Below are 20,738 nucleotides of genomic sequence, written 5' to 3'. Positions count from 1 at the left end.
ATGAAAACTCAATTCACTAACAAGGCCATCACCAAGTCCGCCCTGTTGGCGCTCGGCCTGTCGGTCGCCTTTGCTTCCGCCGCATCGGCTGAAACCAAGACGCTCTATATCGGCATGAATGGCGGCAATATGGAGAAGGCCTATACCGAGCACGTTCTGCCGGAATTCGAAAAGGCCAATGACGTGAAGGTCGTTGTCGTGCCGGGCACTTCGGCGGATATTCTCGCCAAGGCAACCGCGCAGAAAGACAATCCGCAGATGCATGTCATGCTGCTCGACGACGGCGTCATGGTGCGCGCGATCAGTTCCGGCCTGTGCCAGAAGATTTCGGATGATCCGGTTCTGGCTGACATTCAGCCTGCCGCACGCCTCAAGGACGACATGGCCATCGGCATCGATATGGGCATGACCGGCATTGCCTATAACAAGAAGCTTTTCGACGAAAAGGGCTGGGCAGCACCGACCTCGTGGATGGACTTTGCCGACGAAAAATATGCGAACGCCGTGGTGTTCCAGTCGGCTTCCGCTTCGACTTTCGGCCTCCACGCCTTCCTGATGTTCAACCGCATTCAGGGCGGTGATGAAAAGAACCTCGAGCCGGGCTTCGAAAAATTCCCGGACACAATCGGCAAGAACGTTCTGGAATACATTCCGTCATCGGCCAAGATTTCGGAAATGGTGCAGACCGGCGAGGCAGCGATCTTCCCGCTGACGCCGACGGGCGTCAACAACCTGAAGGCCAAGGGAATTCCGGTTGAATATGCACAGCCAAAGGAAGGCTCTGTCGTCCTCGCTGTGACCGAATGCGTGCTCGCAGGCAATAACGAACCGGAACTGAGCCAGAAGCTTGCTCACTATCTGCTTTCCGCCGATGCACAGAGCAAGGCGCTCGACCATGGCAACCTCATTCCGTCGAACCAGAAGGCGAAGGCCGGTACGCCCGATGCGCAGGCCAAGCTCGACGCTTTCAACGGTTACATGAAAACAGCCAATACGCTCGACTGGGATGCCGTCAATGAAGGTCGTCAGCAGCTCAACAGCCGCTGGAACCGTACTATCGAAAAGTAAGATCAATATATGATCTGAGAAGCTCGCCTCGGGAAACCCGGGCGGGCTTTTTGCTGGAAAGCCGCTTACGCATCGCCCGCCGATATTGTAGCTTGCCCGCAAATCATCCGGGCAAATCGATGGATCGGGGCAAGCGTGAAAAAAGCGGCAGCATTCGCATTCCTTGGAATTCTGGTGGCGGCACCTGCACTGGCAGAAGACAATTGGAAAGCTGTCGAGGAAATCAAGACCTACGCCATTGCCGGGAAAACCGGTCCTGAACTTTATGAATCCATCGGTGAGCGTGGCCCGAAGATCGGCGGCGGCAAAACCCGTGTCATAGCCCATACCAGCTATGTGCTGACCTGGGACCGGAAGTTCGACCGCTCCAACAATGCCTGCACGATCCTGTCCGCCACGCCGAAGCTGAAGATCACCTATACGCTGCCGAAGCCCTCGCAGAAGCTCAATTCCCCGGTGAAAGAACACTGGGAAACTTTCTCCGAAGGCATCCGCAAGCATGAGCTTGTGCATGGCGACCATGCCAAGGACATGACGCGCGAGATTGTGCGCCGGACCGTTGGCCTGTCGGTTCCAAACGATCCGAAATGCCAGAAAATCCGCAAGGTGCTGATCAAGGAAATCACCGATATGGTGGACGTCCAGCGAGCTCAGGGCCGCGCCTTCGACAAGGTCGAGATGGGCAATGGCGGCAATGTCCATCAGCTTATTCTGGCGCTGGTGAACGGTGGCTGATTTTTCGTCAATAGCCTGTGCTTCGCACAGAAATCCGCTCTTTTGAACCAGATGGAACATTTCTGATATCCTTGGAATAAAGGCTTCTATGCGTTTGTTCAAACAGAACCGATTGACTTCCTAACCAGTTAGTACATTTTAGAGAAATGGCGCAGCTGACCGATGCGATTCCGTTCTGAAGCGGGATGGCTGAGGAGGATGGATTGCTGGTCACGATGAGGCGCATGCCGGAGACCGGAATGGTTTTCTGGCAGGGCTTTCGTTGCGATGGTCGGCCCGGAATCGGTCAAGGACTGTGGGGAAAGCGATGTTTCGCCTCGGGATGTATGGGACATCCTGCCGGTGATGCCGCGTCGCTTTCACCCGAAACCCGAAAAGGGGCGGCAGTCTGTAAGTAATGCGCCGGGAGGAGGAACATGAAAGCTTTAGTCGATTTCTATTTTACCGCGGCGCGGTTCGCCATTGCCTGCCTTCTTGGTTGCATGGTCGTGCTCGTGTTCGGCAATGTGGTGCTGCGCTATGCCTTCAATCAGGGCATAACGGTTTCAGAAGAACTGTCGCGCATCTTCTTCATCTGGCTCACCTTTCTTGGCGCAGTGGTCGCCATGCGCGACCATGCGCATCTGGGTGTGGATTCGCTGGTGCGCCGCCTGTCGCCTAGGGGCGCGCGCATTGCGCTGGTCGCCGGCCATATCATGATGTTCGGCGCGACATGGCTGGTTCTTTCGGGAAGCTGGACGCAGACACTCATCAATATTCCGACGCTGGCCCCGGCGACAGGCATGTCGATGGGTTGGTTTTATGGCGCAGGGCTGGCCTTCGCAGTCCCCGCACTCCTGATCATTGCGTGGAACGGTTTCGGCATCGCAACCGGGCGGATCGATGTCGCCGGGACGCATTTCGTGACGGATAGCGAGGAGCATGTCACGCCCGTCTCGACCGATGAAAATCGCAAGTAGGGCGCGCCGACCATGACCTTGCTCATCTTTCTTGCCGCCCTTCTGGTTCCGATGGCGCTTGGCGTCCCTGTTGCCTTCGCGCTCATCATCAGCGGTGCGGCGCTGATGATGTATATGGATTTGTTCGACGCCCAGATCGTGGCGCAGAACGTGCTGAACGGCGCCGACAGTTTTCCGCTGATGGCCGTTCCGTTCTTCCTGCTTGCCGGGGAAATCATGAATGCGGGCGGCTTGTCGCGTCGCATCGTCAATCTGGCGCTGGTCATGGTGGGGCATGTGCGCGGCGGTCTCGGTTTCGTCGCGATCTTTGCAGCCTGTGTGATCGCAAGCCTTTCGGGTTCGGCGGTTGCCGATGCGGCAGCGCTCGGCGCATTGCTGTTTCCGATGATGCGCAATGCCGGACACGAGCCGGGTCGCGCCGCCGGGCTGATCGCCTCGGCATCGATCATTGCCCCGGTCATCCCGCCCTCCATCGGTTTCATCCTGTTTGGCGTGGTTGGCGGCGTTTCGATCACCAAACTGTTCCTGGCGGGGATTTTCCCCGGCCTGATGATTGCCGTTGCGCTGTGCGTGACCTGGTTCATCCTCGCGCGCCGCGAACAGTTCGAACTGCCGAAGAAAGCTGAACCCAGTGCACGGATGCGGGCTTTCCTCGACAGTATCTGGGCCTTGATGCTGCCGGTCATCATCATTGTCGGCCTTCGCTTCGGTGTGTTCACGCCGACGGAAGCGGGCGTGGTTGCCGCTGTCTATTCGCTGTTCGTCGCAACCGTGATCTATCGGGAATTGCCGCTTTCAAGACTCTATCCGGCAATGGTCGATGCGGCGAAGACGACCGCCGTGGTGATGTTCCTCGTTGCCAGCGCCAGCGTTTCGGCCTGGATGATTACGGTTGCCGATGTGCCGGGTGAACTGGCCGAACTGGTGCGGCCTTTGATGGATAACCAGACGCTGCTGCTGCTTGCCATCATGCTCTTGGTTGTTCTCGTCGGCATGGCGATGGACATGACCCCGACAATCCTGATCCTGACGCCGGTGCTGATGCCGATCATCAAGGAGGCGGGCATCGATCCGGTCTATTTCGGTGTGCTGTTCATCATCAACAATTCCATCGGCCTCATCACCCCGCCTGTCGGCACGGTGCTGAATGTGGTGTGCGGCGTCGCGCGCCTGCCGTTTGAGAAGGTGATGACGGGCGTGCTGCCGTTTCTGATTGCGCAGCTGGTGGTGCTTTTCCTGATGGTACTGTTCCCGCAACTGGTGACGGTCCCGATGAACTGGTTCCATTAAATCAGAGCATGTCTCCCGAAAGTGGAAACCGGTTTCGGGAGACATGCGTAAAAACAGAGACAGAATTTTTGAGTGGGAGGAAGACATGAAGAAAATACTGAAGACAATGGCACTGGGCGTGGTGCTGCCGCTGGCACTGATGACGACCACCGCCATGGCTGAAATCCGTTCGCAGACGATCAAGTTTGCTGCCGCCAACAGCAAGGGCCATCCGCAGGTCACGGGCATGGAGAAATTTGCCGAGCTGGTGAAGGAAAAGAGCGGCGGGCAGATCAATGTGAAACTGTTTCCCGGCGGTGTTCTGGGCAGCGATCCGCAGACACTTTCCGGCTTGCAGGGCGGCGTCGTGGAAATGACGGTGATGAATGCGGGCATCCTGTCCAGCACCGTCAAGGCATTCGAAGCGGTTGATTTGCCATTCCTGTTCAACAGCGGCGAGGAAGCCGACAAGGTCATGGATGGCCCCTTCGGTACCAATCTGATGAAACGCCTGCCCGATACGGGTCTGATCGGGCTTGCCTATTGGGAACTCGGTTTCCGCAATCTGACCAACAACCGTCATCCGGTCGCAAAGCTGGAGGACATTGCCGGGTTGAAGATCCGCACCCTGCAATCGCCGGTTCCGGTTGCCTTGTTCAATGCACTTGGCGCCAATGCGGTGCCGCTGCCCTATACCGAGCTTTATACGGCGCTTGAAACCGGTACGGTGGATGGGCAGGAAAATCCCAATGCCAACATCATCAATGCCAAATTCTATGAAGTGCAGAAATATCTGACGCTGACCCGCCACCAGTATAATCCGCAGATCGTCATGATCAGCAAGAAGTTCTGGGATCGCCTTAACGATGAGGAAAAAGCGGTGATCGAGCAGGCCGCTGTCGAGGCGCGCGATTATCAGCGCAAGGTTTCGCGCGAGCAGGATGCGACGGCGCTGGACGAGATCAAGAAGACCGGCATGCAGGTTACCGAGCTTACGCCGGAAGAAACCACGCGCCTGCGCGATGCGGTAAAGCCGATCATCGACAAGTTTACCGCCGAAATCGGTGCAGAAACGGTCGATGAACTCTTCGCCGAATTGAAGAAGGTACGCGGCGAAAACTAAAACAGTACGGCTGAATATCTTGCCGATACTGAACTAGATGGTTCCGGGCCGATTTGTCCGGAACCGCCCGTGGACTCCGGTCTGGCCGGAGACAGGAGTGTGACATGAAGACTTCGATAGCAACCGTCTCCATCAGCGGAGATCTCCAGCAGAAACTGGGGGCCATCGCCAAAGCCGGTTTCGACGGGGTTGAGATTTTCGAGAACGATTTTCTCACCTTTGACGAAAGCCCGCGTCAGGTGGGCCAGATGGCGCGCGATCTTGGCCTGGAGATCACACTTTTCCAGCCATTCCGTGATTTTGAAGGTATGCCGGAGCCTTTGCGCAGCCGCACTTTCGATCGGGCGGAACGCAAGTTCGACCTCATGCAGGAGCTGGGCACCGATCTCGTTCTGGTCTGTTCCAACGTGTCGCCAGCTGCCATTGGTGGCATCGACCGCGCGGCGGACGATTTTCGCGAACTTGGCGAAAGAGCGGCACGGCGCAATCTGCGTGTCGGTTATGAGGCTCTCGCCTGGGGTCGCCATATCAGCGACCATCGCGATGCATGGGAGATTGTGCGCCGCGCCGATCATCCCAATGTCGGCCTAATCCTCGACAGTTTTCATACTCTGGCGCGCAAGATCGACGTGAACTCGATCCGCTCCATTCCGAAGGACAAGCTTTTCATCATCCAGATGGCCGACGCGCCACTGATCGATATGGATCTGCTTTACTGGAGCCGCCATTATCGCAACATGCCGGGCGAGGGCGACCTACCGGTGCTGGATTTCATGCGTGCGGTGGCTGCGACCGGCTATGACGGTTATTTCTCGCTCGAAATCTTCAACGATCAGTTCCGTGGCGGATCGCCAGCCACCATCGCCGCCGACGGACGCCGTTCGCTGATCTATCTTGGCGATCAGGTTCGCCGGGTCGAGCCGGACAACAAGCTGACGGTTGCTGCCATGCCGCCCCGCGCAAAGGTGCACCGTGTCGGCTTTGTCGAGTTTGCCACCCATGCCGATGATGCCGAACGGCTGGTTTCCGCAGTTGGTGCGCTGGGCTTCAAACTCGCTGGCAAGCATCGCACGAAGGACGTTGCGCTCTACCGGCAGGGCGACATCAACCTCGTCATCAATACGGATACGCGCGGCTTCGCCAGCTCGGCCTATGCAGTACACGGCACTGCTGCTTATGCCATGGGGCTTGTCGTGGACGATGCGGCTGAGGCCCATGCCCGCGCAGTGGCCATGGGCGCGGAAAGTTTTGAGCAACCGCTCGATCCGGGCGAAATCGGTATGCCTGCCATTCGTGGCGTTGGCGGCGGGCTGGTCTATTTCCTCGATGAGAAGACCGATCTCGGCCGTATCTTTGATATCGAGTTCGAGCCGGTCGCAGGCAATGATACAGGGACCAGTGTCGGTCTCACCCATATCGATCACGTTGCCCAGACGATGAAGTTCGATGAACTTCTGACCTGGCTGCTTTTCTATACTTCGCTTACGGAATCGCGGAAGTCGCCCATGGTCGACATCGTTGATCCGGGCGGCGTCGTGCGCAGTCAGGTGGTGGAAAACGATGAGGGAACGCTGCGCATCACGCTCAACGGCGCGGAAAACCGTCGCACGCTGGCCGGTCGCTTCATTGCCGAGACCTTCGGGTCGGGCATCCAGCATCTGGCCTTTGCGACGGATGATATCTTCGCGACGGCTGCGGCTTTGCGCGACAACGGCTTCCATACGCTGGAAATCTCGCCGAATTATTACGACGATCTGGAAGCGCGTCTCGGTCTCGATCCGGAATTCACCGACCGGCTCAAGGCCGCGAACGTGCTTTATGATCGCGATGAGAGTGGGGAATATTTCCAGCTTTACAGCCCGACCGACGATCAGGGCTTCTTTTTCGAAGTCGTGCAGAGGCGAGGCTACAAGGGATATGGCGCAGCCAATGCGATCTTCCGCATTGCGGCGCTGCGGCGATACATGCGTCCGGCGGGCATGCCAAAAAGTGCTGTGGCACTCTGAACGCTGAAGGGGGAGGACTATGGCAAAGGCACTCGCCAAGGCGCAGCCGCGCAAGAACGATCCTGACGCAACGCGCGAGAATATTCTCGATGTCGCGGCGCGGGAGTTCGTGGCATCGGGTTTCTCCGGCGCGCGCGTGGATGAAATCGCGGCGCAGACCCGCACGTCCAAGCGCATGATCTACTATTACTTCGGCAGCAAGGATGGGCTTTATCTCGCCGTGCTGGAACGGGCCTATGGCAAGATACGCACGCTTGAAAGCTCACTGTCGCTCGACGATCAGGACCCGGAATCCGCCATGCGCAGTCTGGTGGAAAGCACTTTCGACCATGACGATGCCAATCCGGATTTCGTGCGGCTCGTCGCGGTGGAAAATATTCACCGCGCCGAACATATGGAACGCTCGGATGTTCTGTCGCGCCAGAATGTAACCATTCTGGAGACGATCGAGAAAATTCTGGAGCGCGGGCGCGAGCAGGGCATCTTTCAACGGCGCATTTCCGCGCTCGACCTTCACATGCTGATCAGTGCGCAATGCTTCTTTCGTGTGTCCAACAGACATACGTTCGGCGCGATTTTCGGCACCGACCTGATGGCGTCCGACGTGAAGGCGCGGCATCGCCGCCTGATCAGCGATACGATCATCGCTCTTTTGAAAAGCCCGGAATAACGAGGATCGACATATCGTCCGATCCTGCGGAGATGAGAATTGATAAGTGAAGTGACCAAACGTCGTGTGCATGTGGGTCTGATCGGCGCAAACATTCAACGTTCGCTTTCGCCGGCAATGCATATGCGGGAAGGCGAGGCCGCCGGGCTGGCCTATCGCTACGACATTATCGACATCGCCGAGAACGGGCGTTCGGAACGCGATCTGCCAGCCCTTGTCGCGGAGGCCGAAGCTGCAGGATTTGCCGGGCTCAATATCACCCATCCCTGCAAGCAGGCTGCGGTGGCGCTGGTCGATGAACTTTCGCCCCATGCCTTGGCCCTGCAATCAATCAACACGATGGTGTTTTCCGACGGCAGGCGCATCGGTCACAATACCGACTGGTGGGGCTACGCTGAAGGGTTTCGCCGCGGCCTGCCGGATGCGTCGTTGGAGCGTGTCGTGTTGCTCGGTGCGGGCGGGGCGGGCGTTGCCGTTGCCTATGCGCTGGCGGAAATGGGTGCAAGGGAGGTCCACATCTTCGACCTCGATGCCACGAAGGTCGATGCGGTAATTGGCAAGCTTGTTTCGGTGCAGCCGCAATGCAGTTTCATTGCCGGGGCCGATCTGGAGGAGACACTGGCACAGGCTTCGGGTCTGGTCCATGCAACACCAACGGGCATGGACGCGCATCCGGGTCTGCCGCTTGCGCCTGAGCTGGTGCAGCCGCACCTCTGGGTTTCGGACATTGTTTATTTTCCTCTGCAGACGGCGCTTGTCCGGCTTGCCAGGGAGCGCGGATGCCGCGTACTCGACGGTGGCGGCATGGCTGTGTTTCAGGCGGTCGGCGCGTTTGAACTCTTCAGTGGCATCAAGGCTGACCCGAACCGGATGCTCGCCCATTTCGCGCAGTTGCAGGCGCGGAGCTAGTCTGTTCCCAGTTTGTCATTTCAATAGGCGCGTCGGAAACCGACGCGCCTTTTTCCGTTCAGAAATTTTCTGGAATTGATGACGCGTCGTTCCAAGATCGTTCATTAGAGCGTTTCCCTTTCAAGTTGGATCATATCCGCACGAGTTGAAGTAATTCTGAGCCTCTTGCGGTTCGATGAGTTCAACCATCTGACCGATGCGATCCCAAAGCCCATTGACTGTTCTCTCGGCAGCCTTTCGTAAAAGCGCCTTCAGCTTGGAGAAGGCCTTTTCGATCGGGTTGAAGTCTGGACTGTAAGGTGGAAGGAACATCATTGTCGCGCCGACCGCCTCGATCAATTCTCTTGCTGCCGGTCGTTTGTGGCTGGACAGATTATCGAGGATGACAATATCACCTGGTTTCAATGTTGGAACCAACACCTGAGCGACATACGCCTCGAACCAATCACCGTTGATGGGGCCGTCGATGACAAGTGGCGCGACCATTCCCGTATTGCGCAGCCCCGCAACCAACGTGGTCGTTTTGCGATGGCCGTGAGGAAAACCCATTCGCAACCGCTCACCCTTGCGGCACCGCCCATGACTACGGGCCATATTGGTCGCTGTCCAGGTCTCATCGATGAACACGAGCCGCTCTGGATCGAGATCAAGTTGCTCCTCGAACCAGCATTGCCGCTTTTCCAGAACGTCTGGACGGCTTTGCTCTACAGCATGGCCAGTCTTTTTTTACGCGTTTGTTCGTGCCGGACAAGAAAGCGGTGCAGTGCCGACTTGCTGATTATGATGCCTTGGGCGGCCAAATCACTGCGAAGTTCGAAGAGAGTACCGTCCCTGTGTTCGGCGAGCCAGATCATGATCTGATCAGCATGAGCTTCTGTCTTGTGAGAATTGCGGTCGCCGCCCAGTGGACCGGGTCGAACATTTCCCTGCTGGAGTTGAAGGTTACGCCAACGGCTAACGCTGGCTGCGCTTACACCGAAACGCTCAGCAGCCTCTCGATGCGATGCACCGCCATCAACGGCAGCAACTACACGTATTCGAAGATCAATGGAAAGGGCTCGCGACATATCTGCCGACCTCCATCGGCAGATAGCTTGAATCAGAAAGTAACTGATTTGCAAAGCCTGCTGATTCAATCAGGCAGGGAAACGCTCTAAAAATATTCAGATTGTTGACAATATTTCGAACGCGTGTTTAGCTTGAATATCCTTTCTCCGCCAAATGAGGGAAAGGTAAAGCTAAGTAAGGGGAACTAAAATGATCAATAGACGCGCAGTTGTTAAGACTGCGGCGCTAGGCGCCGTTTCTATATTTGCGCTCATGTCCGCGTCGGCCTCCCAGGCAGCGGACAAGGAGCTGAAGATCGGTTTCGTCGGTGTCACCAGCGGCCCTGCGGCGGCCTGGGGCACATCCAATGTTCGCTCGATGCAGGTTCGTGCCGACTGGCTCAACGAGCAGGGCGGCGTGAAGATCGGCGACGATACCTACAAGATCAAAGTCGTCACCTTCGATGATCAGAAAGACCCGAAGCGCGCCATCGCCGGCATGGAAAAGATGGCACAGGAAGGCATTCACTACGTCGTGGGTCCGAATGTGGATGACGGCGCCGCTGCCGTCCGTCCGGTGGCGGAAGCCAAGGGCATCATCTATTTCCCTTATTCCTTCCCGAAGGAACTTTATACGCCACCAGCGTCCAATGCTGTTCTCGGCATGATCGCCAACTATCAGTCCGGCCCGGCGATCTATAAATATCTGAAGGAAAACAAGGGCATCAAGACGGTGGCCTTTGTGGCGGCCAATGAATCCGATCCGCTCAGCCAGCGCGACAGCGGCATCGAGGCAGCCAAGGCGCTCGGTCTTGAAGTCGTCTCCACCAACGATGCCTATCAGAACGATACGCGCGACTTCACGCCTGTTCTGACGCCGATTGTCATGCAGAAGCCGGATCTGCTGGTTCTGTCGGGCGTTGCGCCGGGCAATGCGCCGTTGCTGATCCGCGCTGCGCGTGAGCTTGGTTATCAGGGCTTCATTTCCACCGAAACCGCGCAGGACGCCAAGGTTCTGGAAGAAGGTGCAGGCGAACTCGCCAATGGCTTCATCTCGGTGGGTGGCGCTTCCACGCCTGAAATCGCATCCGACGTGATGAAGGAATTCGTTGACCGTTATACCAAGGCCTATGGCGAATATAATGACGAGTCCAACACCAAGGTCTATGCGCTCGAATACATTGTCGAGACGCTGAAGGCCAACCCGGCTGCGGTCGACAATGTCGAGGAATTCAAGAAGACGGTGGACACGTTCTCCGCGCCCAATCCTTTCGTCAAGGGCGATGGCGACGGTTCCAAGCTGACCTATGTCGGCACCTCCTCCTTCACGCAGAAGCGCCAGCTCGGTATTCCGATGGTTGTGACAGAATACAAGGACGGCAAGTTTGAAACGCTTTTCGTCGGCCAGGTCGATTAACCGATAGGCCTGTGAAAAGCCCGAAGCGGAAGAGGGGTACTTCTGCTTCGGGCCTCCCAATCGCTAGAGCGCATCCCGAAAAGTGCAAAGCGGTTTTCGGAATAAGATGCGCGTTAAAACAAACAGTTAGAGCGTTTCCAATGGCTCATGCCAAACGGGAAATGCTCCAGGAACTGTCACGGAGTTTTGGGCCTGCCTTGCAGTTTACCCGGCACTTCACACGAGGGAGTCTGCCTTCATGGAACAAGTGATAGCCAATGGGCTATATCTGGGTGCGCAATATGCACTGATCGCGTTGGGACTGACGCTGATCTTCGCGCTCATGAACGTCCTCAATTTCGCGCACGGCCAGATGTATGTGCTGGGCGGTTTTGTCACCTATACGGTTTACGGACAGCTTGGCCTGCCGTTTGTTGTCGCTCTTCTGGCTTCCGCGGTCACTTTGATGATCGTTGGTGCGCTGATCGAAAAATTTCTCTTCCGGCCGGTCATCAAGCGAAGTCTGCGCGATGAAAGCACGATGCTGCTTGCTGCGGCCGTCGCTTTCTTTCTGGATGCGGTGATCCTGCTTCTGTTCGGTGAAAAGCAGCGCGGCGTGCCGAAGATCGTCAATGGCGTGTTCGTCTCCGACAGCCTGATCATGCCTTATGACCGCATTCTGATCGGAGTGCTTGCCGTGGTCTTCATCGCAGCTTTCGTTCTTTTCATGCAATACACCAAACCCGGTCGCGCCATGCGCGCACTTGCCCAGGACCGCGTGGCCGCGCAGTTGATGGGTGTGAATGTCGATCGTTATTCAATGATCGGCTTCGCGCTGGGGGCAATGCTTGCAGGTCTGGTGGGCGGGTTGCTGGTCGCGATTACCGGCGTCAATTCCGGCATCGGCGGCGCCATCTCCATCAAGGCTTTCATGATGGTGATGATCGGCGGCGCAGGCGTCGTGAGCGGTGCCATTGCTGGCGGCTTTATCCTCGGTATGATGGAATCCGTCGGGCTGACGGTGCTGCGCTCCTATGGCGACATCACCTATCTCGTCATCTTCGCCGCATTGATGGTGTTCCTGAGCATCCGTCCGAACGGGCTCATGGGCAAGCCGTGGGGTTGAGGGGGCAATCATGACAAAGACAACAAAGCTTATCGGCGTTGCTGCCTTTCTGGCTCTGATCTTCATCGGTATTCCGGTGCTGATCGAGACTACCGGAAGGCACGACCTCTATTATACGCTCACTTCGGTGGCGCTTCTCTCCATTGTTAGTGGCGGGGTGTGGCTCACCTTCTATATCGGTCGCATCAATATCGGCCAGGGTGCCTATGCTCTTATGGGCGGCTATGTGTCGGCGATCCTGATGGTGAAATATGGCGTCTCCTTCTGGCTGACGCTTCCTCTGGCCGGGCTGTTCTGCGCTTTCGCCAGCATCCTGATCGGCATTCCGATCCTGCGGCTTCGCGGCGTCTATTTCGCCATGGTCACGCTGGTTCTGACCGAAGTTGCCCGTCTTCTGGCGATGGCGCTGCCCATCACCAATGGCGCCAAGGGCATGGTCAGCATTCCGATGCCGGGTGGCATATCGCTTTTCGGCCTGACCATCCTGCCGGATTTCGCAACATTGCAGAACCCGCGCGCGGCCTTCTATTTCGTATCCATTGTGCTGATGGTGCTGTGCTTCGCGGGGCTTTATCGCCTCATCAATTCGCGCATCGGTGGTCTTTGCCAGTCGTTGCAGCAAAATGAGGAGCTTGCCTCGTCGATTGGCGTCAACATCACCAATCTGCGCGTGCTGGCTTATGCGATCTCGTCCTTCCTTGGCGGGCTTGGCGGTGCGATGTTCGTGGCGATCTCGCAGTCGATCTATCCGTCGAGCTTCACCGTCACGGACTCGGTCAATTTCATGCTCAACTGCTTCCTGGGCGGGCTTGGCTATGTCTTCGGTCCGATCATTGGAACCTTCGTCCTCTATTTCGGTTGGGACTTCCTGTTCCAGACCGGCAAGTTCCAGCTTCTGATCTTCTCCAGCGTTCTCATCATCCTGATGCTGTTCCTGCCTAACGGGCTTCTCAGCCTCAGACTGACCGGAAAGAAGGGAGCAGGATCATGAGCGATCTTCTGGAAGTCAAAAGCGTTACCAAACGTTTCGGCGGTCTGGTGGCGGTCAACGATGTCTCCTTTTCGGTGCGTGAAAAGGAAATCCTGTCGGTCATCGGGCCGAATGGCGCGGGCAAATCCACGCTGTTCAAGCTGATCGCCTCATTTCTCACGCCCACCTCCGGGGAAGTCCGCTTCAAGGGCGAACGCATTTCCGGTCTGGCACCGCATATCGTGGCGCGAAAGGGCGTGGTGCGCACCTTTCAGGAAACGACGATCTTCAAGGGCATGACGGTGCGCGACAATGTGATTGTCGGCCACCATCTGCGCGCCAAGGCGAGTTTCCTCGGCTGTTATGTGGGGTCAAGCCTTGCTCGCCGGGATCAGGAGGAATTCGGACGCTCCGCCGATGAAATCCTGCAGTTTCTCGGCCTGTGGAAGCAGCGGGACGAGGTTGCGCAGAACCTGCCGCATGGTCACTTGCGGGCGCTTGGCATTGCCATCGGTCTCGCCACGGAGCCGAAAATCCTGCTTCTGGATGAACCCTTTGCCGGGATGAACCATGACGAAACCGTCAAGGCGGTGGAAATGGTGCGGGCGGTCCGTGACCGGGGTGTCACGGTGCTGCTGGTGGAACATGACATGCCGGCGGTGATGAATATTTCCGACCGGATCGTCGTCATCAATTTCGGCCAGAAGATCGCGGAAGGAACGCCGAAACAGATCCAGGAAAACGAGAAGGTGATCGAAGCCTATCTCGGCGCAGAAGACGAAACGATTGGATATTGACCATGGCAGAGCTTCTCAAAGTTTCCGATGCCGAACTCTATTACGATCACGTCTATGCGCTGAAAGGCGTTTCGCTGAGCGTTCAGGAGGGAGAGACAGTCGCGCTGATCGGCGCAAATGGTGCGGGCAAATCCTCGATCCTGCGGGCGATCACGGGGCTGAAAAAGATCCGCAAGGGCGAAATCCATTATGAGGGCCGCCGGATCGACGGCACCCGGTCGGACGAGATCGTCAAGATGGGGATTGCCATGGTACCGGAAGGCCGCCGCGTCTTTCCCTATATGAGCGTGCGCGACAATCTGATGATGGGGGCGTTTACCCGTTCCAGCAAGGCGGATATCGCCAACACGCTGGAGATGGTTCTGGGGCGGTTCCCGCGCCTGAAGGAACGCTATTCGCAGGCCGCAGGCACAATGAGCGGCGGCGAGCAGCAGATGCTGGTCATTGGGCGTGCGCTCATGGCCAAACCGAAGCTTTTGCTGCTGGACGAGCCATCTCTCGGGGTCGCACCCAAACTGGTGCAGGATATCGCCCGCTCCATCGTCGCCATCAACCGCGACGAAAAGGTGAGCGTTCTTCTGGTCGAGCAGAATTCACGGATGGCGCTCCGCATCTCGCAGCGCGCCTATGCCCTGACGACCGGAAAGATCGTCCTGTCCGGTAATTCGGAAGAACTGGCGACGGATGATCGCGTCGCGAAACTCTATCTGGGCGGGGAAATCTGACCGCCGGTATTGCAGACTAGGCAGAGCGTCCGAAAGACGCTCTGGACCATCCAGAACGAAAACAAATATTTCGATGGTTCGAGGAAAATGGAAATACTTGTCATCAACCCCAATACAACTGCATCGATGACGCACAAGATCGGCGAGGCTGCACGCAGCGTGGCAGGTGCCGGCACGACAATCATCGCAAGCAATCCCGCCGACGGTCCGCCGAGCATCGAAGGATATTTCGACGAGGTTTTTGCCATTCCCGGCATGATCGGGGAAATGCAGAAGCGCCCGACCGCCGATGCCTGCGTCATTGCCTGTTTCGACGATACCGGCCTTGATGCAGCGCGCTGTGCCGGAACCATGCCGGTGATCGGCATCGGCGAGGCGGCTTTTCACATGGCAAGCCTGATTGCCGGAAAGTTCAGCGTTGTCACCACATTGTCGCGTTCGGTGCCTGCAATCGAGCATAACCTGTCCCGCTATGGTCTCATGTCGCGTTGCGCCCGTGTTCGGGCCAGCGACGTGGCCGTACTTGACCTCGAAATTCCGGGATCAGACGCGCGCAACAAGGTCTCGAACGAGATCGCGAAGGCGATCCGGGAAGACCATGCCGAAGCGATTGTGCTTGGTTGTGCGGGCATGGCCGACCTTGCTGCTTCTCTGTCCAGGGAGCATGGGCTGCCGGTCATCGACGGCGTGACCTGTGCGGTGAAACTGTGTGAAAGCCTTGTCGGTCTCGGCTTGAAAACATCGAAACTGGGTGGCTATCAGCTGCCGCGAATGAAGGATTTTCAAGGTATTTTTGAACCTTTTTCGCCCCAGAATTGACGTTCAGATGATTTCAGCCGGGTTTGTGCATCAAAACTCGCGACATTGTTGACACTCGCCGGACCTGTGTTCGATATGTAAGGAAATTGATAGAGGATTTGCGGATGCAGTATCGACCGATTGCATCTGCCATTTGAACAGCTTCTACTGGATGATGATGAACCTGGCTGCGACGAACATGACAGACCAAAACGGCGGGAATGTGCGTTGGCTTCCGGTCTATAACGGCTTGCGCGAGGCGGTCGTCAGCCATCGTCTGCTTCCCGGCACCAAGTTGCCGGAGGACGAGCTGGCGACGATCTATTCCGTCAGCCGTGCCTTTGTTCGCTCCGCCCTGCAGGCGCTGGCGCATGACAGGCTGGTGCGTCTGGAACCCAATCGCGGTGCCTTCGTTGCCGAACCCTCGCGCGAGGAAGCGCGCGAAGTGTTCGAGGCGCGCTTGCTGATCGAGCCGGAGGTGGCTTCGCTTGCAGCGAAGGTCATCAAGCCCCAGCAGGTCAAGCAGCTGCGCCAGCATCTCCATGACGAGCATGAAGCACTTCATGCCGGACGCGACAGCGAGGCGATCATGCTGTCGGCGCTTTTCCATACGCATCTGGCCGAAATTTCGGGACACTCGATCCTGGCGGGTTTTGTCGGCGATCTGCTGCCGCGTTCCTCGCTCATCATTTCGCTCTATTGGGAACGGCGCGAGACGACCTGCCAGAGCGACGCGCATCATGCGCTGGTCGATGCCATCGAAGAGCACAGGAGCGACGACGCTGCGGCCCTGATGAAGACCCATATTCTTGATCTTCTGGCGGGCCTCAATCTCGAGCGTGTCGAAAAAGAACAGAAGCGTCTGTCCGATATTCTGCGTTAGAGCGCAGATTTGATTCAATCAGGCCTGCGCTCTAACCTATTATATTTTAAGCATAATCTTATCGATCCTCGTTTCACTCCGGTCGGATTATGCTCTAGAACATGTCTCCCCAAAGCGGTTTCCCTTATGGGTGACATGCTCTGGAATATGGCGCGAAATAGCGCATTCACAGCAGCACGAAAGCACCGGATAACAGAAATCGCTCCATTTCAAAAATGGACGCAAGGATAAGATTCCGGATTCTACGCTAACGACTCAAGACTTCAGCCCGGCTATCTTCAATCATCTAGTAAAGCAATCGAAAAACACCGACCGGCGCGCTTCTATTCGGGTGCGTTGAGGGAAATTCTTTGCTTTTTGCCGGATCACGCAAGTGAAGAAGTAGCGTTGGAGGTTCTCGTGAGTATAAACTTCAGATCATCGGGTATATCTGCAGAGCGCATGTCAACACGGCGCATTCTTGTAGCAGGCGGTGCCGGATTTCTCGGTTCTCATCTTTGCGAACGTCTTTTGAACGAAGGAAACTTCGTCATCTGCGTCGATAATTTTTCGACAGGGCGGCTTGAGAACCTGCGCAATCTCCTGCGCTACGACACGTTCAGCTTCGTGCGTCACGATATTGTCAACCCGATCGATCTGCCGGTGGATGAGATTTACAATCTCGCATGCCCCGCATCGCCGCCACATTATCAGGCCGATCCGGTGCACACGATGAAGACGAGCGTCATTGGCTCGCTCAATCTGCTCGAACTTGCCGCGCATTATCAGGCTCGGATTTTTCAGGCTTCAACGTCGGAAGTGTATGGCGATCCGCAAACACATCCGCAGCCGGAAGCCTATTGGGGCAATGTGAACTCTTTCGGCCCCCGGTCCTGCTATGACGAAGGCAAGCGCTCGGCCGAAACGCTGTTCTACGATTTTCACAAGCAGTATGGCGTCGACATCCGTATCGTGCGCATCTTCAACACCTATGGCCCGCGCATGCGACCCGACGATGGTCGTGTCGTGTCGAACTTCATCGTTCAGGCCCTCGAGCGCGAAGATATCACCATCTATGGCGACGGCTCGCAGACCCGTTCCTTCTGCTATGTCGATGACCTGATCGAAGGCTTCAGCCGCTTGATGAGCAGTCAGGTTCAGAAGCCCGTCAATCTCGGCAATCCGGGCGAATTCACTGTGCGTGAGCTGGCCGAGCAGATCATTGCGCTGACAAATTCGTCCTCGCGCATCGTCTATCGCCCGCTGCCAACTGATGATCCGCGCCAGCGGCGCCCGGACATCATGCTCGCCAAGCGTGAACTTGGCTGGGAACCACAGATTGCACTTGTCGAAGGGCTGAAGCAGACGATCGCCTATTTTGAACGCCAGCTGGTCAGACCATCGGGCGAGCTCTTCGAGGTGGCGAGATGACCCGGCAAAATATACTCGTCACCGGTGGTGCTGGCTTCATTGGCAGCCATACCGCCAAGCTTCTGCACAAGAGCGGATTCTCGCCGGTCGTCTATGACAACCTGTCGACGGGTCACCGGTCTTCCGTGCGCTGGGGCAAGTTTGTCGAGGGCGACACGCTTTCGCAGGAACAGCTTATCGCTGCTATCAGGACCTTCGATCCGGCTGCCATCATCCACTTTGCGGCTTCGGCCTATGTGGGTGAATCCGTCACGGACCCCGCAAAATATTATCGCAACAATGTCGGCGGCATCCAGTCCGTTCTGGAGGCCAGCCGCCTGACAGGTGAACGCCCGGTCATTTTCTCGTCGAGCTGCGCCACCTATGGCATTCCGGATGTGCTGCCGATCCGCGAAGGCGAAATGCAGAATCCGATCAACCCTTACGGACGCACAAAGCTGATTGCGGAACATATGCTGGCCGATTATTCGGCAGCCTATGGCATGCCCTATGCGGCACTGCGCTACTTCAATGCCTGCGGCGCTGATCTGGATGGCGAACTGGGCGAAAAGCACGATCCCGAAACTCATTTGATACCGCGCGCCATGCTGGCTGCCGCTGGAACCGCAGATTGCCTCGAAATTTACGGCGATGATTACGATACGCCGGATGGCACCTGCATTCGCGATTATATTCACGTGGTCGATCTGGCACGGGCGCATGTGCTTGCGGTCGAGCATCTGCTGAATGGCGGCGGCAATCTGGTCCTTAATCTGGGAACCGGGCGCGGAACATCCATCAAGGAAATCGTGGATGCGATAGACCGGCTTACCGGACGCAAGGTGCCTGTCGAAATGCGCGCGCGCCGGGCGGGCGATCCGCCGGTGCTTTATGCCGACCCGGCTGAAGCGGCAGCGAAGCTTGGGTTTCGCACGCTCCATTCCGATCTCGACACGATCATCCGCACGGCTGCGCCCTTCTTTGGTCTGGAGATGCGGACATGACACGGCGCGAATTTCATCCGGCCATTGACGGCGACAACGGCGAAAGGGAACCATTGCTGGCGCCCATCTTCACTGGCCGCAAGCGGGTGGAATATGTGGTGGGCATCATCCTGTGGGCGCTCGCCATCACCTATTTCTGGCAATGGTGGTTCATCAGCGCGAAGCACAATCATCTGCTCGGCTCCATTCTGGTGACCGCGCTGCTGGCCTGGATCACGATCCTGCCGCTTTATTTCATCACTATTTTCTTCCACGCAGCGCGCCCGACCGGCCCGCTTCGCATCCCCGCCGGAAGCCGCGTCGCCATGGTCGTCACCAAGGCTCCGTCTGAGCCTTTCGAGGTGGTGGCTGAAACATTGCGCGCCATGCTGGCGCAGGATGTGCCGCACGATACATGGCTTGCCGATGAGGACCCTTCACCCTCGACACTTGCCTGGTGCCGTGAGCATGGCGTGTTCGTTTCCACACGCAAGGGCCGTGCCGACTATCATCGGCAGACCTGGCCGCGCCGTACCCGGTGCAAGGAAGGCAATCTCGCCTTCTTCTACGATCACTATGGCTATGAGCGCTATGATTTCGTCTCGCAGCTCGATGCCGACCATGTGCCTGAGCCGGGTTATCTCTTCAATATGCTGCGGCCCTTCGCTGATCCCGCTGTCGGTTATGTTTCCGCGCCAAGCATTTGTGATCGCAATGCGCATGAAAGCTGGTCGGCCCGCGGGCGTCTCTATGTGGAAGCCAGCATGCATGGCTCGCTGCAGGCCGGTTACAACGGCGGCTTTGCCCCAGTCTGCATCGGCTCTCATTATGCGGTACGCACGGCAGCGCTGAAGGAGATCGGCGGTCTTGGGCCGGAACTGGCCGAGGATCATTCCACGACCCTGTTCATGAACGCGCATGGCTGGCGGGGTGTTCACGCGCTGGATGCCATCGCCCATGGCGACGGTCCGCGCACCTTCGCCGATCTTGTGACGCAGGAATTCCAGTGGTCGCGCAGCCTCGTGATGATCCTGTTGCAATATACGCCGAAGCTGATCGGACGGTTGCCGCTGCGCCTGAAGATCCAGTTTCTGTTCTCGCAGCTCTGGTATCCTCTCTATGCTTTCTTTCTGGCACTGACATTCGTTCTGCCGATAGCCATTCTGGCTTATGGTGATAATTTCGTCAGCGTTACCTATCCCGCTTTCCTGATGCACTTCATGCCGCAATCGCTCGTGATTTTGGCGCTGGCATTCTGGTGGCGGTCGAGCAAGACGTTCCGCCCTGTCGACGGCAGGATTTTCAGCTGGGAAGCGATGCTGTTCCTGCTGGCGCGGTGGCCCTGGGTTCTGGCTGGAACCTTCGCAGCTTTCCGTGACTGGCTGACCGGTTCCTTTGTCGATTTTCGTGTCACGCCGAAAGGCTCATCCGAGGTCGATCCGGTGCCACTGCGGGTGATCGCGCCCTATGCGCTGATCTCCGGTCTGTCCATTCTGCCGGTCCTCCTGGTCAGCGGTGCTGATCAGACACGAGGCTTCTTCATCTTCGCCATCATCAATGCGTGTTTCTACCTGTTCCTGATGGCGATGATCGTGATCCAGCACACACGCGAAAATCACGTGCGGATGACGAGCCGCCTCTATCGACCGGCAATGGCATGCAGTTTTACGGCGCTGGTCGCGCTGACCGGCTTTACCACTGTCGAGCGCGGACGCGACGGCATCGAGGCACTGAGCTGGGGCACGAAAAGCTTCACGGTATTTGACGACCGCTTCTCGGTTGCCGGTGCCGGTGTAGGCGGACGCGACGTCCACAGGACAATTTTCAATCCACGCTGGCGCACGAATACCGCCAGTGGAACGAACTAGCGGGAAAGGCGCGACGAT

The 20,738-nt window shown here is 57.3% G+C and carries 19 protein-coding genes; 18 read left to right on the top strand and 1 reads right to left on the bottom strand.

What is annotated here, in order from left to right; all coding sequences use genetic code 11:
* The 8 genes from OANT_RS22865 (at position 1) to OANT_RS22830 (ending at position 8,739) form a co-directional block, all read left to right on the top strand.
* Positions 1-1,068: an ABC transporter substrate-binding protein gene (locus tag OANT_RS22865; protein ID WP_012093698.1), complete on the top strand. Its 1,068-nt coding sequence runs from the start codon at positions 1-3 to the stop codon at positions 1,066-1,068.
* 135 nt (positions 1,069-1,203) lie between these two features.
* Positions 1,204-1,803, top strand: a complete 600-nt coding sequence (locus OANT_RS22860; RefSeq protein WP_010660561.1) for a DUF922 domain-containing Zn-dependent protease — start codon at positions 1,204-1,206, stop codon at positions 1,801-1,803.
* Between the two features lie 416 nt (positions 1,804-2,219).
* Positions 2,220-2,762 (top strand): TRAP transporter small permease, encoded by a 543-nt coding sequence (locus tag OANT_RS22855; RefSeq protein WP_012093697.1) that lies wholly within the window; start codon positions 2,220-2,222, stop codon positions 2,760-2,762.
* 12 nt (positions 2,763-2,774) lie between these two features.
* On the top strand, positions 2,775-4,052 hold the full coding sequence (locus tag OANT_RS22850; RefSeq protein ID WP_012093696.1) for a TRAP transporter large permease subunit: 1,278 nt from the start codon (positions 2,775-2,777) through the stop codon (positions 4,050-4,052).
* An 85-nt stretch (positions 4,053-4,137) separates the two neighbouring features.
* Positions 4,138-5,154, top strand: a complete 1,017-nt coding sequence (locus OANT_RS22845) for a TRAP transporter substrate-binding protein (RefSeq protein ID WP_010660564.1) — start codon at positions 4,138-4,140, stop codon at positions 5,152-5,154.
* A gap of 104 nt (positions 5,155-5,258) precedes the next feature.
* Positions 5,259-7,160, top strand: a complete 1,902-nt coding sequence (locus OANT_RS22840) for a bifunctional sugar phosphate isomerase/epimerase/4-hydroxyphenylpyruvate dioxygenase family protein (protein WP_012093695.1) — start codon at positions 5,259-5,261, stop codon at positions 7,158-7,160.
* 19 nt (positions 7,161-7,179) lie between these two features.
* Positions 7,180-7,830 carry a TetR/AcrR family transcriptional regulator gene (locus OANT_RS22835; protein ID WP_010660566.1) on the top strand — a complete coding sequence of 217 codons (651 nt, stop codon included), beginning with the start codon at positions 7,180-7,182 and terminating at the stop codon, positions 7,828-7,830.
* Between the two features lie 39 nt (positions 7,831-7,869).
* On the top strand, positions 7,870-8,739 hold the full coding sequence (locus OANT_RS22830) for a shikimate dehydrogenase (RefSeq protein ID WP_012093694.1): 870 nt from the start codon (positions 7,870-7,872) through the stop codon (positions 8,737-8,739).
* 120 nt (positions 8,740-8,859) lie between these two features.
* On the opposite strand, the gene OANT_RS25915 is transcribed toward OANT_RS22830, so the two are convergent.
* A protein-coding gene (locus tag OANT_RS25915) for an IS630 family transposase (RefSeq protein ID WP_011982578.1) occupies positions 8,860-9,806 on the bottom strand; the annotation gives its coding sequence in 2 pieces (ribosomal slippage) (positions 8,860-9,467 and positions 9,467-9,806; 948 coding nt in all).
* A gap of 190 nt (positions 9,807-9,996) precedes the next feature.
* On the opposite strand from OANT_RS25915, the gene OANT_RS22815 reads away from it, so the two are divergent.
* The 10 genes from OANT_RS22815 to OANT_RS22770 all read left to right on the top strand — a co-directional run bounded on the left by OANT_RS22815 (position 9,997) and on the right by OANT_RS22770 (position 20,720).
* A complete protein-coding gene (locus OANT_RS22815; RefSeq protein ID WP_010660568.1) occupies positions 9,997-11,202 on the top strand; it encodes an ABC transporter substrate-binding protein in 1,206 nt (401 codons plus the stop codon).
* A 238-nt stretch (positions 11,203-11,440) separates the two neighbouring features.
* On the top strand, positions 11,441-12,307 hold the full coding sequence (locus OANT_RS22810; RefSeq protein WP_010660569.1) for a branched-chain amino acid ABC transporter permease: 867 nt from the start codon (positions 11,441-11,443) through the stop codon (positions 12,305-12,307).
* 10 nt (positions 12,308-12,317) lie between these two features.
* Positions 12,318-13,298: a branched-chain amino acid ABC transporter permease gene (locus tag OANT_RS22805; RefSeq protein WP_012093693.1), complete on the top strand. Its 981-nt coding sequence runs from the start codon at positions 12,318-12,320 to the stop codon at positions 13,296-13,298.
* Positions 13,295-14,074 (top strand): ABC transporter ATP-binding protein, encoded by a 780-nt coding sequence (locus tag OANT_RS22800; protein WP_012093692.1) that lies wholly within the window; start codon positions 13,295-13,297, stop codon positions 14,072-14,074. The genes OANT_RS22805 and OANT_RS22800 overlap by 4 nt, the downstream gene beginning before the upstream one ends.
* Positions 14,075-14,076: 2 nt before the next feature.
* Positions 14,077-14,799, top strand: coding sequence for an ABC transporter ATP-binding protein (locus tag OANT_RS22795; protein WP_010660572.1), 723 nt, complete (start codon positions 14,077-14,079; stop codon positions 14,797-14,799).
* 87 nt (positions 14,800-14,886) lie between these two features.
* Positions 14,887-15,618, top strand: coding sequence for an aspartate/glutamate racemase family protein (locus OANT_RS22790; protein WP_012093691.1), 732 nt, complete (start codon positions 14,887-14,889; stop codon positions 15,616-15,618).
* 157 nt (positions 15,619-15,775) lie between these two features.
* Entirely contained in the window at positions 15,776-16,480 is a 705-nt protein-coding gene (locus OANT_RS22785; protein WP_029928696.1) for a GntR family transcriptional regulator, read from the top strand.
* 441 nt (positions 16,481-16,921) lie between these two features.
* Positions 16,922-17,890, top strand: a complete 969-nt coding sequence (locus tag OANT_RS22780; protein WP_080514364.1) for a UDP-glucuronic acid decarboxylase family protein — start codon at positions 16,922-16,924, stop codon at positions 17,888-17,890.
* Positions 17,887-18,873 carry a UDP-glucose 4-epimerase GalE gene (gene galE, locus OANT_RS22775; RefSeq protein WP_012093688.1) on the top strand — a complete coding sequence of 329 codons (987 nt, stop codon included), beginning with the start codon at positions 17,887-17,889 and terminating at the stop codon, positions 18,871-18,873. Before OANT_RS22780 ends, galE begins: the two co-directional genes overlap by 4 nt.
* Positions 18,870-20,720 (top strand): glycosyltransferase family 2 protein, encoded by a 1,851-nt coding sequence (locus OANT_RS22770; RefSeq protein WP_010660577.1) that lies wholly within the window; start codon positions 18,870-18,872, stop codon positions 20,718-20,720. Before galE ends, OANT_RS22770 begins: the two co-directional genes overlap by 4 nt.
* Positions 20,721-20,738: the final 18 nt, after the last annotated feature.

Origin of the sequence: Brucella anthropi ATCC 49188 (genome assembly GCF_000017405.1) — a bacterium.
Lineage (GTDB): Bacteria > Pseudomonadota > Alphaproteobacteria > Rhizobiales > Rhizobiaceae > Brucella > Brucella anthropi.
Note: the sequence above shows the minus strand (reverse complement) of the source record. Positions and strands in the feature narration are given on the sequence as shown.